Source organism: Paenibacillus sp. LS-5 (assembly GCF_056121505.1).
This window is the reverse complement of the sequence record NZ_JBWAVA010000021.1, coordinates 57,273-73,427: the sequence shown is the minus strand read 5'-3', so window position 1 is coordinate 73,427 and position 16,155 is coordinate 57,273. Positions and strand designations below refer to the sequence as shown.

Sequence of the window (16,155 nt, the reverse complement as noted above, 5' to 3'; positions counted from 1 at the left end):
AAAACTTTTAGGAGGGTAAGAGATGGCAAATTATTTATCGCCAGGCGTGTATGTAGAGGAAGTCTCAAGCGGTGTAAAACCGATTGCCGGTGTGGGCACATCTGTAGGGGCTTTTGTAGGGATTTCAGAGAAGGGTGTAATCGGCAAAGCGGTGCTGGTTACGAACTGGAGCCAATTCGTCAATGAATTCGGCCAGTTCATCCCGAATGGCTATCTGGCTTATGCCGTGTATAACTTTTTTGCGGAAGGCGGCACCTCCTGCTATGTAGTAAGAGCGGCGCCTACAGATATTCAGCCTGCATCCCTTACGATCAGAGACACCGATAACCTGGATCTGTTCAAAGTGGTTGCACGCTCGGAAGGGGAATGGGGCAACCGGATTTCGGTCAAGGTCAGCCAGTCCTCCAATAAGCAGCAATTCGGCTTCAAAATGGTAGTCCAATATTTAGAAGACACTGATTTTAATGATGAATACAACGGGGAAGATGAAGCCGGCAAAATCGTCGAAATTTTCGACAATATGCTGCTGATCAATTTTGAAGAAAAGGTCAATGAGGTTTCCGCTTTTGTTAAAGTGAAGCCGCTGGTCGATCTGACGATCCTGGAGAACATGGAGAAAACCCCTGCCTTTAATGAAGCGGCCTTGTCGCTCAGCGGCGGTGTGAACGGGATGTCTCCGATTGATTTCATGGGAGATTCGGTGAGCCGGGCGGGGATTCACGCCTTTGACACCATCGACGGCATCAATATTGTGGCTGCTCCAGACCTTGCGGATATGGCTTACAGCCGGGGCACGATCCTGGACATGCTCAATTACTGCAAGCTGAGAAAGGACTGCATCTTTATCGTTGACCCTCCACATGGGCTGACTCCGATGCAGGTTAAGGATTTCAAGGAAGGCGCAGGCAACTATTCGGGCAATTCGTTCAATACCTCCTATGGTGCTCTGTACTATCCTTGGGTCTACATTAACGATCCGCTCACTGGCAAGCAAAAGCTCGTGCCGCCGTCAGGCGCTGTTGCCGGAACCTACGCTTATGTGGACTCTGTGCGCGGCGTTCACAAAGCACCGGCCGGTACAACGGATGGTTATCTGGATACGGTTGTAGGCATTGAGAAGATTATTACCAAGGCTGAGCAGGAGCTGCTCAATCCGGAAGGCATCAACGTGATCCGTTCCTTGCCGGAAGGCATCTGTGTCTGGGGCGCAAGAACCCTGTCTTCGGATTCCGAATGGAATTATGTCAACGTCCGGCGTCTGCTGATGTACATTGAGGAGTCACTCGATGAAGGCAGCCAATGGGTTGTGTTTGAACCGAATGATCCAAGCCTCTGGGGTAAAGTGAAACGTAACCTCACAGCCTTCCTGACCCGGGTCTGGAGAGACGGCGCTTTGTACGGAACTACGCAGGAAGAAGCCTTCTTCGTCAAAGTGGACGAGGAGAATAATCCACCTGCTGTGCGGGATGCGGGCCAGCTGATTATCGAGGTCGGTGTGGCACCGGTCAAACCTGCTGAATTCGTAGTCATTCGCGTCAGCCAGAAAACCCTATCCAAATAAGAGATTGAGAGGAGATTTATCCTATGGCAACCGGCAAAAGAATGGATCCTTACCGCAATTACCGCTTCCGCGTCGTGATTGATGGTATTCAAACCGCAGCATTCGCTGATGCGACAATTCCAGATACCTCCACTGAGGCTGTGGATTACCGTGAGGGCATTGATGCTCCGCATGCACGCAAGCTTTCCGGGCTGACTAAGTTCGGTAACATCACCCTGAAAAAAGGTCTGACCGACTCCCTGGAGCTCTACAACTGGCGCAAGTCGATTGAAGACAAGGGTGCCCTGAAGAACCGTAAAAGTTTGTCCATCATCCTGGTGGATGAAGAAGGCAATGACAAGGCCCAGTGGGATATCCTCGAAGCCTGGCCGATCAAATATGATGTCAGTGCACTTAGCGCCAAAGGGAACGAAGTCTCCGTTGAATCCATGGAGCTGGTCCATGAAGGTGTACGCAGAGTGAAATAACTTCTCCACCCGTCGTCACAGGGGATTTGATACGATACGCCAAAACATGAGAGGGCCGGTATACTAATCAAATTCACTGCCTGGGGACGCGGACGGAGCGTAAGAATAACAATTTTCTGAAGTGAGGGATATCTCTTGGAACTTTTGCAAACCGAATTCAGCTTTACCCTGCCAAAGGGTTATGTGGATGAGGCGGGCACTCTCCATAAGCAGGGAACGATGCGCCTGGCTACCGCAGCGGATGAAATTACGCCGCTCCGGGATTCCCGGGTCCAGTCGAACCCCGCGTATTTGACGGTCATTCTGCTCTCCAGAGTGGTAACCAGCCTGGGTGGCCTTGGGATGATCACGCCGAGAGTGATTGAAGAATTGTATACTTCGGATTTTGCTTATCTGCAGGATATGTATAACCGGATTAACCAGAACGGTACTAATACCGTACATGCTAAATGCCCCAAATGCGAGCAGCCGTTTGAGATTGAACTGGAACCGCCGGGGGAATAATGGGCTACCCCCTTGACCGCCTCTATGAGGAGGTAGCCTTTCTAACCTACTATCTGCATTGGGACTATCCGGACGTGATGAACCTCGAACACACCGAACGGGACCGCTGGTGCCGGGAAGTCAGCAAAATCAACCAAAAGCTGAGTGGCGGGGAAGAGAAGAAGAACTTCTTTGAGGCTTAGGAGGATAACATGAAGGCGAATATTTTGAATATCGGTGCAAGAAGCAATTGGGTGCCCGGCTATAGGGAGGATCCTTATCTTGCCTATAACTTCATAGTAGAGATTGAAGGGATATCCGTCGCCGGCTTCTCCGATGTCTCAGGTCTCAGTGTTGAGACACAGGTGGAACGCAAGACTTTCGGCGGCGAGAACCACAAGGAATTTGTCTTCCTCGGCCAGACGAAATATTCCGACCTGACGCTGAAAAATGGAGTCACGAACGACGAATATTTGTGGAACTGGTATCAAAATGTGATTAATGGAGTCGTAAAACGCCGCAACGGGTCCATCTGTCTGCTGGATCATTCCGGCACGCCAAAGGTGTGGTGGAACTTCATCGAAGCCTGTCCCATCAAGTGGGAAGGACCGGCATTCAGTGCCAGCAGCAGTGCGGTGGCTGTGGAAAGTCTGGTTCTGACTCATAACGGGCTGTACAGGTACCGGTAAATGAATACATCAACAGCTTCACAAGTGGATCAGAAAAGGCTGGATTTCGTCCAGTCCATTCTGGGAAGGTATGGCATCACCAGATGGCGGAGCCGGTTTCAGAATCTGATCCTGCGGCAATTCCCATTGTTGTTCCCGGAGCCTGAAGCGGTGAAGCCGGAAGGTGCAGTTATTAATCAGGTGAACCTGATTCAGCACACACATATTCATCAGTCCATCATTCATCCGCTGACGCGGGTCATGATGCAGCCGGGATCTCCAAATCAAATGCTGCAAATTAGGACAGGCAGCAATGAAACTGTAATAGGCAATTCTGATTCATTACAGGAATACCAAGGCGGCAGGACGGATGATTTTCATGCTCAGAACAGCAATCTGAACCTTATCCATGTATTGCAGGAGAGAGTCGGAAAACAGAATAGTAGTGATAAACATCCTGTAACAAGGGGTTATCGAACTTTTCAACAAGCTGATACTGAACCGGAACCTATAAGCCCTCAGAATGATCAGAATCAGAAGCGAACAGCTGAAACAAGGCCGTTGCACCTGTTACCCGTGCCGGAATCCCCGGCAGGCGGAACAGAGCAGGTAGAGCAAGACCAGAGAAATAGGCTTGTGCCGCATGTCCGGAAATCCCGGCTGCATGATTTCTTCACGAACGATGAACCACAGCCGTTGCGGACTGTCCATCATCAGCTGCACACGCTGCGGACGTACACTTTATCCACAGGAGTTGCCCCCTTGAACATTGAGCGTCCTATGACGCTGAGAAGGGAGCTGCCTGCTAATCGGGATGTGCAGACAGGGCAACCTCCAGGATTCGTACTAAGGAATAGCAGAAAGGTTGTCTCCAGCTCTGGCGGGACCGCTGTGGATGTACAGCATAACTCTTCTCCATTAATCTTCATGCCAAGTCAGGATTTTCTCCCTTCCGCAAGCCCCGGTCTTCATCTGGGCTTAGGCCCGGGGGTAGCGGCAGTGCTGGAGAAGATGGAGAGCAAGCTGCCTAGCCGGAATCCGTTGCTACAGGAGTCGGCATCACTTCACAACCTGCGGCAGTCCTTGGCCGTCCAGCCCATTCAGCTTCTTACAGCTCCGTCAGAATCTCAGCGGGAAGTTCAGCGGCAGGGTTCACTCCTGCTCGGCAGCACTACACGCCGGGCGGATGCTACAGTCCTTCCAGCAGAAGATCCGATGCCCGGCTTAATTCATATGGCAGAGGAGCCCGCAGCGCCTTCCGCACAGCGGAGGAGCGGCCGCGGGAGCCGGCCATTTACAGTTGCTCCGGGGCAAGAGGAGGAGCAGCAGGCCGCTGGCAGGCATTCCAGCCTGGTTCTGCGGAAGTCGGAAGCCCCAAAGGCTGCAGGGCAGGAACCGGTCCAGCAGCTGCAGGAAGCGATGCTTCAGGAGCAGGCCGTCCAGCAGCTTAAGGCACAGCCATCTCCCAGAGCAGCAGTTCCTGCTGCAAAGATGGACGCTGCGGAACTGAATCAGCTGGCTGAACGGGTCTATCAGGTGCTGGAGAAGAAAATGGCGATCCGCAAGGATCGGAGGGGGCTTAGATAATGGCAGAAAAAGCGAAGATTATCCCTCTGGATATGGGCGGCGGAGCCATTGAGGTGATGTTCAACCCCAATGAGTACACCGTTTCCTTTGAAGGAAAATATACCGGGGAGAAGAACAACAAGCAATTTCAAATCACGGAAACACCGGAGTTCAAGGTGTCCTTATTCTATGACACGTATGAAAAGCGCACGGATGTACGCAAGAAAACCAGACTGTTGACTTCGCTGCTCGACCCCAAAGTTAGCGGGAAAAGCACGAAAAAGCCACCGGTATGCATGTTCGTCTGGGGCGGCTTTACCTATCGCGGACTCCTCAGCAAGATTGAGCAGAAGTTCACGATGTTCATGGAGAATGGCACACCGGTCCGCTCGCTGCTCGACGTTACCTTTATCACGGATGAGCCGGACAAAACCGTGGAGGACAGCCAGGGCTTGAATGCCTGCCGTAAGTTATGGGTGGTTAAAAGCGGTGACCGTCTGGACCTGATCGCGAATGAAGCGCTGAAGGAGCCGCTGGCGTGGCGCAGGATTGCCGAGCTGAACCGGATTTCGAATCCCGTTGGCTTTCCTGGAAAAAACGATATCGGGAGGACCTTGGTCATCCCGGATTAAGGCGGGGGTTGCATGGGCACCAGTGTAGCGAATTATAAGATTGAGCTGAATGGAAGCAAGCTGCCGGCAGATCTAACAGCCGCGGTCGAGGGAGTTACGCTGGAGGATGAGATCAATCTGCCGGCTTTATTTTCCATTCAGATGAATATGGTCAATTCCAGTGGCGGGATGTGGCGGGGAACGGATCTTAAGAGCATTAAGCCGGGGGATAAAGTGAAGCTGTCGCTTGGCCTCGATAAGCCGCAGCCCCTGATCAGCGGGGAGGTTACGTCGCTGGATCTGAATTTCTCGGAGCATTCCGTGCTGGATATCCGCGGGTATGACCTGCTGCACCGGCTGCGGATGGGGACGAGAAGCAAAGTATTTCTGAAGAAAAAGGACAGCGACATCGCCTCGGAAATTGCCAAGGAGCATGGTCTGACCCCAGTGGTTGATGATACGGGAACCCTCTATCCCTATCTGTTCCAGAATAATCAGAGCAACTACGAGTTTCTGCTGGAACGGGCGGCCATGCTGGATTATGAGCTCTATGTGGACGACAAAAAGCTGTATTTTGTCAAATCGCGTTCGGTCAAGGCTCCGGGACTGCCTGAGATGACCTTCAAGAAGGATTTTGAACGGCTGAATCTGGAGCTTCGGACACTTACGCGGGGGAGTAAGGTGAAGGTAAAGGGCTGGGACGTGAAGGAGAAAAAGGCGATAGAAGCCGAAGCAAAGACCGGAGACGAGACGACTAAGATGGGCGGCACAGAATCCGGTTTCTCTATAAGCGCCAAAGCCATCCAGGAATCACCCATCTCCATCATGGCGGAAAATTTGCTCGATATGAGTGAGGCCAAAGTACTGGCATCTGCCGCCTACAACAGCCGTCTGCGCGATTTCATCGCCGGTGAGGGCATGTGCTGGGGAAATCCGCTGCTCCGGGCGGGTCAGACGGTGAAGCTGATGGGCATGGGAGACCGCTTCAGCGGTATTTATTATATTGTGTCTACGGTTCACAAGATCGACAGCAAGGGGTACACAACGACTTTTAAGGTGAAGAGGACAGGCCTATGAATGAGGGAACCGGAATTACCAGTTTTATCGACAGTATGATCAGCGAAGGACGGCTCTTCGGGGTAATGGTGGGGATTGTGATCAACAATGACTCAGCGAACCATGCGGATAAACCGGGACCCGGACGGGTTAAGGTGAAGATCCCTCTAATGGGGATGCCGGAATCCAACTGGGCCCGAATGGCCTCCTGGATGGCCGGGAAGGAACGCGGTGCTTTTTGTCTGCCTGAGGTGGACGATGAGGTACTGGTGGTTTTTGAGAATGGGGATGTGAACCGCCCCTATGTGATCGGTTCCTTGTGGAACGGGAAGGATGCCCCTCCGGAGACCAACAAGGACGGTAAGAATAACATTCGAATGTTCAAGTCGCGGAGCGGACATATCCTCCAGTTTAACGATACCGGCGGAGAAGAGAACATTACGCTCACCTCTGCGAAGGGGCATGTAATCCGGCTGGATGACAAGAGCGGGGCAGAACTCATTCAGATCGCCGATAAATCGGGGAAGAACAAAATCGTTATCGATACCAAAGCTAATAAGGTGTCGGTCCTCTCCGGCAAGGATATTGAAATTTCCGCCCCGAGCGGCAAGCTGTCCCTCTCCGCCAAAACCATTGAAATGAAATCATCGGCGGACACCAAGATTGAAGCATCGGCAGGCATGGATGTCAAAGCATCGGCCAATATGACGATCAAAGGGGCAACCGTCAACATCAATTAAAGAGGAGACGATAGGTATGGGACAGCCTGCCGCGAAAAAAGGTGACCGCATTCTGGCTACCGATACGCATATTGTGATGCTTCCTGCCGGAGCTGCACTTGTTCCAACACCGTTGCCTCATCCGTTTACGGGGATTCTGGACGGCGCACTTAGCATGAATGTCAAGATTATGGGTCAGCCGGCAGCCACTGTGGACTCAACGGCAACCAATACACCGGCACATGTCCCGCAGGGAGGCCCGTTTCAAAAACCTCCCAAAAACCAGGGGAAAATCATCGCCGGAAGCGCTAGCGTAAAAATCAACGGGAAAATGGCCGCCAGAAACAGTGATCCGGCACTGACGTGCAATGATCCGGCCGACCTGCCGGTGGGCAAGGTGGTTGCGGCGGGAACGGTCTTAATAGGAGGCTGAATTATGGAAGTTGTGGATTTTTTGGGACGGGGCTGGAAGTATCCCTTCGCTGTCCAAAGAGGCAGAATCAATGCATCGGAGGGAGAAGATTCCATCCGGGAATCGGTCATTCTGATCCTTTCCACCGCCCGTGGTGAGCGGGTGATGAGACCGGACTTTGGCTGCCGGCTGAACGAGCTGGTATTTGCTCCGAATACGATGAGCACTGCCACATTGTTAAGAAGCTTTATTGAAGAAGCGCTGCAGAACTGGGAGCCGCGGATCGAGGTGGATGACATTACAGTCACACCGCGTTCCGACCAGTCTGAGCTGGAAGTGTCTATTGACTATACCATCAGAGCCAGTAACAGCAAATATAATCTCGTCTATCCATTCTTCCTTGAAAGCGTGGGGAAATAATGACAAACCTTATACCTACCATTGACAAGCGGAATCAGGAACAGCTGGTTCCGGAGCTGAGACGCTTAATCTACCAATACTGCAGCAGGGAATGGACGGATTTGACGGAGCTGGAAGCAGACAAGAAGGTAGATGCTCTGGTTCATATTTTCACCAATATGACAGGTAAGGTTATCGACCGGTTGAACAAGGCACCAGAGAAAAATTTCATCTCCTTTCTGAATCTGATTGGCATTCATCCTACCCCGCCGAGAGCAGCCAAAGTTCCGCTGCTGTTCAGACAAAAGCCGGATGCGGAACCAATCAATACAATTCCGGCAGGGACCAAGGTATCGGCCCAGCCTGAGAATCAGGCAGAGGTTATTTTTGAAACGGAAAAGGATCTGACGGTCATCCAGCCACGGCTGGTGCGAGCTGTTAGTCTGGAGCCTGAAGAAGACCAGTGGAGCAATCAGGATTACCTCTTCGCCGCGGAGTCTACCGGTCAAAACGCCAAATTGTTCAGAGGGGATTCAACGGTAGTCCATAGGTTGTACCTGGGACAATCGGAACTGCTGGCCTTCGAGGAGGCGGGAAGCAGCTTGTCTGTGTACTTTAACAAACCGGATTCCGCTCTGATTGCATCTGCGAATAGACAAGATCTGACCGATGTGACCGAAAGCCTGCTGCTGAATATGGATTGGTTCTGCTTCGATGAAGAGGGCAATACCGTTCAGCTGATGCCTAAGATGGCTGAGGTCGTAGAGGATAATGTATGGAGAGCTGTGTTCCGGTTCGATCAGCTGTCCGGAGTGCATGTGAAGACAATTGCCGGCTATGAACAAGCTGAGGTTCGGCGTGAATGGTCCAATAAGTGGATATTTGCCGAGCTGAAGACACCTATAACAGCTGCTACCCAGATGCCGGACATCGAGGAGATCCGCATGGAGCTGAATGTGACAAGCCCGCTGCCTCTGGCTCCGGATTTGGCGGTTAACAACGGCAACCAGCTGGATATGGGCAAAGATTATTATCCTTTCGGGGAGAAGCCCAAAGTGAACGACACCTTCTATATCGCTTGTAGCGAAGCTTTCTCCAAGCCGTCTGCGCAGATTACATTGGCGATCGAGCTGTCTGATCCGGAAATCAGCAAGCTGCCGGATACTCCTTACGTGCGACTTGACTGGGAGTACTGGAACGGCAAGGAATGGCTCGTAATCGACAGCCTGGAAGATATGCCTGGTGAAGATACATCGGCTGCAGTAAGCAGCACCGGCCGTGCGGCGAGTCTTACGGCAAGCGGAACACTGAGATTCCAGTGTCCGGGGATCCAGCCGCTGACTCTGAATGGTGAAGAACGTTACTGGGTTCGTGTCCGCATCACTGGCGGCAATTACGGTGAGGAAGCCAAATATGAATACGAAGATGAAGCGGTCAAGCTGGGAGAAGGCAGCATCACCGTAGCGCAGCTTAAGGTTACGCAAGCAACCTATGCGCCTCCTTCGATACGCAAGCTTAGTATTGCATACAGCTACACGCTGGAGGCACATCCGCAAACCGTGCTCACAGAGAACAATTTCAGCTTTGAGGATAAGACAGATGAATGCCTGAAGCCCGGGGAGTATTTCAAACCCTTTTATCCCTGTGCCGAGCTTTCACCTACGTTCTATTTGGGCTTTGACCGTGATATCAGCAATCTTCCGGTTTCGCTCTTTTTCCCGTTAACCGGCGAACAGCTCGGGCGCCCGGTAGTGGCCTGGGAATACTGGGACGGCAGAAGATGGCTGACATTAAGTGTCAATGACGAAATCCGGGGCTTCACCCGCAGGGAAATCCTGCAGTTTGCTGTACCCTCGGATATTGAAAAGCGTGCGTTGTTTGGAACCGAGCAGTACTGGATTCGCGCCCGGCTGGACGAGGGACGTTTTGAGATCTTTCCGCAGGTAGATGCCATCTCTTCCAATGCGGTGTGGGCCCGTAACTCCTATACCGTTGCAGGGGAGATTCCGGGGTCGAGCAACGGTGAAGAGAACCAGAGCTTCCAGTTATCGAAGACGCCTGTACTGCCTGGCCAGAGTATTCGCGTCCGCGAGGCCTCGGGCCAAGGGGAATGGGTGCTGTGGGAGGAAGTTGACACCTTCTCCTTGTCCGCTTCGGACAGCAGGCATTATGTGCTGGACAGAAGCAGCGGAACGCTTGTATTCGGTGATGGCAAGAACGGAATGATCCCGCCTACCGGAATCGATAATATCGAGTGCGACTACAAGCATGGGGGCGGAGCGGCCGGCAATGTTGCGGCCGGGGCTGTAACAAAGATATGGGACAGCTTCAGCTGGCTGGATTCGGTGACCAATCCGGTTGCGGCAGACGGAGGATTTGACCAGGAAGAGGCGGACCAGGCCGAGATCCGCGGGCCGCATACGCTGAAAAGCTGGGACAGGGGAGTTACCGCAGAGGACATGGAATGGCTGGTGCGCGAGGCTATGCCCCAGATTGCCAAGGTGAAATGTCTCAGTGCCATGAATCGTGATCTGGAATTCGTCCCAGGTACAGCCACAATCATTGTGGTGCCGGATACAGACGAGCCGAAGCCGGTTCCCAGCCAGGAATTGCTCAGCGAGATTGAATCTTATCTATGCGATAGAACTTCGGCGACGCTGGACACGAATGTGCCGGGAATCGCAGTGATTGGCCCGGATTATGTGCAGATCGGGGTAGAAGCAACAGTCGTGTTTACCTCGGTAGATCAGCGTAAGGTAGCAGAGGGCCGGATCATTGACAACCTGAAGCAGTTTTTTCATCCGCTCTATGGAGGGGATGGGAATAAGGGCTGGGAGCTGGGCCAGAACCTGTATGTCTCCGAGGTCTATGCTGTGATTAAGAATACGCCTGGCGTGGATTATGTCTCCGATATTGCCATTAAGGCTTCGGTGCAATGCTTCACTGTAAGTCTTGAGCCTTTGGAAGGCGGTCCCTATAAACCACTTGCTGCTTACCCCAAATACAGCGCAGTCAGGTCTGACGACAATTCCATTCAGTACGCGCTTGCCGAGCGGGTAGAGGCTGGAAGCGGAGTGAAATCGCTGGTGCTTAAGGGCTTCAAGAAGAATGGGATCATCAGGCTGCGCTATAGAACCTATGAGCCGGTGGAGCTGATCGTTGTCTCCATTGACGGTGATATTCTGGAATGTCAGACACTGGACGGACAACCTCTGGAGCATAGCTATCCTGAAGGCAGCGACCTCGAATTTGATATCACTGATGATCTGATGGTCCGCACCTATATTCTTAACCGTGTGGATTCGGGGGCAACTTCGTTTTTTGTGAAAATCGCTGTGTTTGAGCGCGGTGACATCGTCTATTTAAGCAGGACTGATGAGTATGTCAATACTACACCGCTAAAAATCCGTGGAATCCACTCGGAAAATATCTTCCTTGAAGAGGACGAGCTGATCTATGGAGGGACACACCTGATCAACAAGCCGGAGGAGCATCTCTTTTCATATCTTCTGGATAAGAACAAGGGCCTGGTTCATGATCTGACCGGGACCACTGCAGAATGCGGGCTTGCCGCCATCCTTAAGGAGGACCGGAAGTTTTTGACCGATCTGGCTGCTGCTCCGGAGTCTACGATACATTGTACTTATTGTTTTCCCGCGGAACCGTAAATTGTAAATTGACCTTAGAAAGGAGGAAGACTTATGCCGCTTCCAGTACCGAGTCTGGATGATCTGGGCTTTGAAGAGCTTGTGGCGGATGCCAAAACGCTGATTCCGCTCTACGATCCGGACTGGACGAATTACAACCCCTCGGATCCAGGTATTACCCTGATTGAACTGTTTGCATGGTTCAGCGAAATGGTCCTCTACCGGATTGACCAGGTTACAGAAGAAAGCCAGCAGCAGTTTCTCAAACTGCTGGGTGTGACCTTGGCTGATAAGGAGGAGCTGACAAGCGGGATACGGCGTGGGGTAAAGCAGTTCTCGGAATGCTATAGAGCAGTAACTGCAGGGGATTTTCAGCTTTTGGCCGAACAAGGCTTGCTGGAAATTCCGGGTATCCTGGAGACGTATCCTGACCTTGCTGTGCGTATTCTCTGTCTGATTAATACAGATATGGAGAACGGCACCGGCGTGAACAAAGAGGCTTTCGGTCATGTCTCCGTGATCCTGGTTCTTCAGACTGCCAATCAGAAGGATCTGCTGAGAGAAATGACGGCAATCAAGCAGCGGGTCAAAGCCTATCTGGATACCCGCAAGCTGCTGACCACACGCGTGCATGTGGTAGAGCCCGATTACCGGGATGTTACGATCGAGATGGTGGTTTCAGCCACGGATAAAAGCATCGCCAATACCGTTAATGACAGCATTCGGCGGTTTCTTGATCCGGTAAGCGGAGGAGAAGAAGGCCGGGGCTGGCTTCCCGGAAGAAAGCTGTACAACTCCGATTTGTATCATCTTGTAGAAGGCATATCCGGGATCGATCATGTGACGAGTGTGACGCTGGACTCTCCCGACCTGCTGCCGTTTCAATTATTCAAGCTGAAGGATCTGAAGGTTGAGGTGGAATCATGAGCAGTACGGACGATTACAGTTATGTGCAGTACCTTCCAAGAGTATTCCAGCAGAAAGCGGGGGAATCCGACGAGAAGTTTTTTCTGGGCCGGTTCCTGAAGGCTTTCGAAGCCATGCTCTCTGGTAAAACAGGCGCAGCTAGTCAGGAGTCGCTTGGAATTGAAGCGCTTGTGGATAGCTTGCATCAGTATTTTGACCCAGACACGACGCCGTCCCAGTTTCTTCCCTGGCTTGCAGGCTGGGTAGGCCTGGAGCTTGAAGAAGGCCTCGAATATGACGGCGAGCAGGATAACAGGGAAAGGGCGCTTTCCCCTCTGCAGATTCTGCCCCTTACAGCCGCCCGCAGTACGGTTAACCGCAATTTGATCGGCAGCATTGTCCAGCTTTACAAAAAACGCGGCACACTGGATGGACTCGCAGAATACTTGCAGGTATATGCGGGGGAAGAAGCGGCTATTCACATCAGTGATTACGAAGAGCCTGTCCGCTGCGGCCAGTCGCAACGTGTGGGGATCAATACGATGGTGGGGGCGGCGGAGCCGAGTTATTTTTCTGTTCATGTCATTCTACCCGCATACAGCCGGAGTATCCTGCAGAATAAAGTGCAAATCCTGCAGAAGGTCATCCGGAAGGAAAAACCTTTTCACACCAATTCCAGCTTGAATATTGAAGTTCCGCGCATGTGCCTTGGGGTATATGGACGCGTAGGAATGGAGACCTTGCTCGGGGGTATGACAGAGGAATAGAGAATATAGATCGGAGGCAAAGCGAATCATGGGAAAAGAATTTGCAAGAATGCGTTACTTTGACGGGCTCTTCCTGAATGCAGATGATTATAAGCTGGATCAGGATTTTTACCTGCGCCTTCAGCGGCTGCATAACCGCTATCTGCATACCTGGGGTATTGTTTGCGGACTGAAGGTACTGCCTTTGCTGGATCAGGGCGAATACATGAAGGTGAAGATTGCCGAAGGGCTGGCTTTGAATCAGGCAGTGATTAAGGGGGCCACCCCTCAGAAGAATGAGAGCATCAGCCAGGAAATCCTTATATATGAAGGTCATCCGGACAATCCGGTGGATCTATCTGAGTATAACGCCAATGAAAGTATCTATATCTGGGTGAGCTATGAAGAGATGGAGACCGACCGCAATATTGAGCGGGGCCAGGGAGAGAAGATTCATATCTGGGAGCGCGGGCGGATCAGCCACGGTACCGTGAAGCCGGTCAGCTCAGAACATATTGTTCTGGCCCGGGTTGTCCCGCGCAAGGATGGTACAGAGACGGTAATCGACAGCGCGTGTATCTTCGACTACGACAGTGACGCGGTCCGCACGCCTCTCCGAACCTACGCGGGTGCGGCAGGCAAGAAGATGGTGACCGAGAAGCTGATCATCAAAGCCACAAGTGAGGACAGCATCGACAATATGCAGTTAAATGAAGAAACACTGGCGGCCATGCCTTCGGTCTATACGCTGCAGGAAGGCAAGGTGCTGGAGGTCAGTGCCCCGGATACTCAATTTACAGGAAACCTCATGGTTGCTGGTGATTTGACCCTCCAGGGAGAGCTCATTCTGCAGAGCAAGGATAAATCACAAAGTGAAATGCGGATCATGAACAGCTTCGTTGAGGTTAACAGTCCCAATACGGATGATCCGAACTATGTATTTCCCGGCGCGCGGGACGGCGGACTTGAAGTCTACCGCGGCGATGGAGGTACTCATGACGCTCGGATTGTATGGGTGGAAGCGGATCAATGCTTCAAAGCCGGGATTGGTACGGATCTCAAAAAAATCGCTTATGGCAACGAGTGGGACAGCCTCATCAAGTATGAGTTCGCCGACCTCCTGCACAGACACAGCAGACTATCGTCCCCGGGCGGATCGTCGGTGGGCTTCAATAGCTCCGGCAAGCTCTACAGCGACGCAGATCTGGCGCTGAAGGACGAAACAACCCTATGGCTAAAAGGCACCAACCCGGACACTATCGACAGCTCGCATGGTCTCGGCTGGTTCGGAACCGGCAAGCCTTTTGCGGCTGCAGAGGTGGACGGACCTGTGCTATTCGGGAACAGCGGCGGTGTTCTGGGCACAAGAACGGCAAATAGTGACGGCTCCCGGACAGAGAAGCCGGTTCTCTCCTGGAACAAGACCGGTTATGTAGGGATCGGCCCGCGCAAAGCGCTGGAGGATTCCCTGGATGTCGATGGTAGCCTGCGGATTATGAGCGGCAAAAACCCGGTCCGTTTCACATCCGTATGGTCGGGATTCCCTGATAATCAGATTAATGGGGCGGAGATCAGTAATGACATTACCGATCACAAAGCATTAATGATTGTGGGTAACCAGTCCGCAGGGCAGGGGAGAAAGGTTGCGATCTGGGACCGTCTCGATGTGAACGGATTTCTGTATGTGAACGGTAAAATGCAGGCCGCACAGGAGATCATTCCAAGTGCAGGCAAAGGGGAGCATAACGGCATCATATTCCCGGCCAACCCGGGTGGTGGCGGTGCAGACCTTGCATGGATCAAATACTATCCGCGCACAGGCGAGGATTGCACGCTGGAAATCGGCACTTCGAATGATGCCAATGATCACATCTCGCTGAATGCTTCCGGGAATGTGGGCATTGGTACACTGACCCCGGCGGATAAGCTCGATGTGGCCGGAGAGCTGCGTGTCCTGAGCGGTAAGAATCCGGTCCGCTTCACCTCGGCCTGGTCAGGGTTCCCGGACCAAGCCCGGAACCAGGCAGAGATCAGTAATGATACCACAACCTACAAATCCTTGATGCTTGTAGGTAATTCCTCCTCACCGGAGGGCAAACGCAAGGTCTCCGTCTGGGATCAGCTGGATGTGAACGGCTTCCTGCAGGTGAATGGCGGCGCCCGCATCAATGGGGATCTGCAGATTACAGGCAGCATCAAGACAGATGTATTCAACTTTGACGGGCGGTTCAAAAAGCTGGATGTCGCTGATAATTTCGGAGCCTATGTACGCTGCGCCGATTTCTATATCGGCTACTCGGGCCGCCGCGGAACTCCGGGTAGAGCTTTGGTCGACAACGGAAGCCATCTGGTGCTCAACTACGGTAATGACTGGTCTTATGCTTCTGTCCACAGCAGTCTTGAAGTCAAGAATGCGCTGAATCCCAGCGCAGGCAGCGGCAATAACGGCATTATCTTCCCATCCGACCCAGGCGGCGGCAGCGGCGACTCGGCCTGGATCAAGTTCTATCCGACCAGCGGGGAGAACTGCGTGCTGGATATCGGAGTATCCAATGACGCCGGTGACCGCATCTATCTGCATGCCAGCGGCGGTGTCTACGCCAATGGCAGCATGTACTGGTGGTCTTCACGCGAGCTGAAGGACAATATCGCTGATATTCCTGTCAAGGAAGCGAAGCAGCTGCTCGATGGGCTGAACCCGGTTTCTTTTAAATACAAAGGCAGCACGAAGGAAAGAACCCTTGGTTTTATTGCTGAAGAAGTGCCAGCGGTTCTGGCAGACCCCGATCAGCGGGCTATCAGCGGAATGGATATTATGGCCGTTCTGACCAGTGTGATGAAAGACCAGCAGAAAGCTATTGCAAGAATGCAAAAACAAATCGCAACCCTGCAGGGTGCCTAACAAATTGGAGGA

At 52.4% G+C, this 16,155-nt stretch carries 15 protein-coding genes; all 15 read left to right on the top strand.

Annotated features, from left to right (window positions below; all coding sequences use genetic code 11):
• The first annotated feature begins 22 nt into the window (after positions 1–22).
• The 15 genes from AC0MA3_RS23300 (at position 23) to AC0MA3_RS23230 (ending at position 16,143) form a co-directional block, all read left to right on the top strand.
• On the top strand, positions 23–1,561 hold the full coding sequence (locus AC0MA3_RS23300) for a phage tail sheath family protein (RefSeq protein ID WP_379150927.1): 1,539 nt from the start codon (positions 23–25) through the stop codon (positions 1,559–1,561).
• A gap of 23 nt (positions 1,562–1,584) precedes the next feature.
• Positions 1,585–2,028: a phage tail protein gene (locus tag AC0MA3_RS23295; RefSeq protein ID WP_074087859.1), complete on the top strand. Its 444-nt coding sequence runs from the start codon at positions 1,585–1,587 to the stop codon at positions 2,026–2,028.
• 135 nt (positions 2,029–2,163) lie between these two features.
• Positions 2,164–2,532 carry a hypothetical protein gene (locus AC0MA3_RS23290; protein WP_074087861.1) on the top strand — a complete coding sequence of 123 codons (369 nt, stop codon included), beginning with the start codon at positions 2,164–2,166 and terminating at the stop codon, positions 2,530–2,532.
• The gene (locus AC0MA3_RS23285) at positions 2,532–2,714 is read left to right on the top strand and encodes a DUF6760 family protein (protein WP_379150932.1); all 183 of its coding nucleotides are present in this window, start codon (positions 2,532–2,534) and stop codon (positions 2,712–2,714) included. Before AC0MA3_RS23290 ends, AC0MA3_RS23285 begins: the two co-directional genes overlap by 1 nt.
• Before the next feature lie 9 nt (positions 2,715–2,723).
• Positions 2,724–3,200: a phage tail protein gene (locus tag AC0MA3_RS23280; protein WP_379150935.1), complete on the top strand. Its 477-nt coding sequence runs from the start codon at positions 2,724–2,726 to the stop codon at positions 3,198–3,200.
• A complete protein-coding gene (locus tag AC0MA3_RS23275; protein ID WP_379150938.1) occupies positions 3,201–4,766 on the top strand; it encodes a hypothetical protein in 1,566 nt (521 codons plus the stop codon).
• Positions 4,766–5,377 carry a CIS tube protein gene (locus AC0MA3_RS23270; RefSeq protein WP_379150941.1) on the top strand — a complete coding sequence of 204 codons (612 nt, stop codon included), beginning with the start codon at positions 4,766–4,768 and terminating at the stop codon, positions 5,375–5,377. The genes AC0MA3_RS23275 and AC0MA3_RS23270 overlap by 1 nt, the downstream gene beginning before the upstream one ends.
• Before the next feature lie 12 nt (positions 5,378–5,389).
• On the top strand, positions 5,390–6,433 hold the full coding sequence (locus AC0MA3_RS23265) for a phage late control D family protein (protein ID WP_379150944.1): 1,044 nt from the start codon (positions 5,390–5,392) through the stop codon (positions 6,431–6,433).
• Entirely contained in the window at positions 6,430–7,152 is a 723-nt protein-coding gene (locus AC0MA3_RS23260) for a phage baseplate assembly protein V (protein ID WP_379150947.1), read from the top strand. The genes AC0MA3_RS23265 and AC0MA3_RS23260 overlap by 4 nt, the downstream gene beginning before the upstream one ends.
• A gap of 16 nt (positions 7,153–7,168) precedes the next feature.
• Positions 7,169–7,564 (top strand): PAAR domain-containing protein, encoded by a 396-nt coding sequence (locus AC0MA3_RS23255; RefSeq protein ID WP_474657987.1) that lies wholly within the window; start codon positions 7,169–7,171, stop codon positions 7,562–7,564.
• Between the two features lie 3 nt (positions 7,565–7,567).
• Complete coding sequence (locus tag AC0MA3_RS23250) at positions 7,568–7,963, top strand: GPW/gp25 family protein (protein WP_379150954.1); 396 nt, start codon at positions 7,568–7,570, stop codon at positions 7,961–7,963.
• Positions 7,963–11,610, top strand: a complete 3,648-nt coding sequence (locus AC0MA3_RS23245) for a putative baseplate assembly protein (protein WP_379150957.1) — start codon at positions 7,963–7,965, stop codon at positions 11,608–11,610. Before AC0MA3_RS23250 ends, AC0MA3_RS23245 begins: the two co-directional genes overlap by 1 nt.
• Before the next feature lie 33 nt (positions 11,611–11,643).
• Entirely contained in the window at positions 11,644–12,516 is an 873-nt protein-coding gene (locus AC0MA3_RS23240) for a baseplate J/gp47 family protein (RefSeq protein ID WP_379150960.1), read from the top strand.
• Positions 12,513–13,262: a phage tail protein gene (locus tag AC0MA3_RS23235; protein WP_379150963.1), complete on the top strand. Its 750-nt coding sequence runs from the start codon at positions 12,513–12,515 to the stop codon at positions 13,260–13,262. Before AC0MA3_RS23240 ends, AC0MA3_RS23235 begins: the two co-directional genes overlap by 4 nt.
• A gap of 28 nt (positions 13,263–13,290) precedes the next feature.
• Entirely contained in the window at positions 13,291–16,143 is a 2,853-nt protein-coding gene (locus tag AC0MA3_RS23230; protein WP_379150966.1) for a tail fiber domain-containing protein, read from the top strand.
• The last annotated feature ends 12 nt before the right edge of the window (positions 16,144–16,155 follow it).

What these genes read in the sequence shown, in the direction of transcription:
- AC0MA3_RS23270 (WP_379150941.1), top strand. Translation starts at nt 4,766, where the DNA reads ATGGCAGAAAAAGCGAAGATTATCCCTCTGGATATGGGCGGCGGAGCC.
- AC0MA3_RS23260 (WP_379150947.1), top strand. Translation starts at nt 6,430, where the DNA reads ATGAATGAGGGAACCGGAATTACCAGTTTTATCGACAGTATGATCAGC.
- AC0MA3_RS23240 (WP_379150960.1), top strand. Translation starts at nt 11,644, where the DNA reads ATGCCGCTTCCAGTACCGAGTCTGGATGATCTGGGCTTTGAAGAGCTT.
- AC0MA3_RS23250 (WP_379150954.1), top strand. Translation starts at nt 7,568, where the DNA reads ATGGAAGTTGTGGATTTTTTGGGACGGGGCTGGAAGTATCCCTTCGCT.
- AC0MA3_RS23295 (WP_074087859.1), top strand. Translation starts at nt 1,585, where the DNA reads ATGGCAACCGGCAAAAGAATGGATCCTTACCGCAATTACCGCTTCCGC.
- AC0MA3_RS23235 (WP_379150963.1), top strand. Translation starts at nt 12,513, where the DNA reads ATGAGCAGTACGGACGATTACAGTTATGTGCAGTACCTTCCAAGAGTA.
- AC0MA3_RS23300 (WP_379150927.1), top strand. Translation starts at nt 23, where the DNA reads ATGGCAAATTATTTATCGCCAGGCGTGTATGTAGAGGAAGTCTCAAGC.
- AC0MA3_RS23280 (WP_379150935.1), top strand. Translation starts at nt 2,724, where the DNA reads ATGAAGGCGAATATTTTGAATATCGGTGCAAGAAGCAATTGGGTGCCC.
- AC0MA3_RS23265 (WP_379150944.1), top strand. Translation starts at nt 5,390, where the DNA reads ATGGGCACCAGTGTAGCGAATTATAAGATTGAGCTGAATGGAAGCAAG.
- AC0MA3_RS23255 (WP_474657987.1), top strand. Translation starts at nt 7,169, where the DNA reads ATGGGACAGCCTGCCGCGAAAAAAGGTGACCGCATTCTGGCTACCGAT.
- AC0MA3_RS23230 (WP_379150966.1), top strand. Translation starts at nt 13,291, where the DNA reads ATGGGAAAAGAATTTGCAAGAATGCGTTACTTTGACGGGCTCTTCCTG.
- AC0MA3_RS23245 (WP_379150957.1), top strand. Translation starts at nt 7,963, where the DNA reads ATGACAAACCTTATACCTACCATTGACAAGCGGAATCAGGAACAGCTG.
- AC0MA3_RS23275 (WP_379150938.1), top strand. Translation starts at nt 3,201, where the DNA reads ATGAATACATCAACAGCTTCACAAGTGGATCAGAAAAGGCTGGATTTC.
- AC0MA3_RS23285 (WP_379150932.1), top strand. Translation starts at nt 2,532, where the DNA reads ATGGGCTACCCCCTTGACCGCCTCTATGAGGAGGTAGCCTTTCTAACC.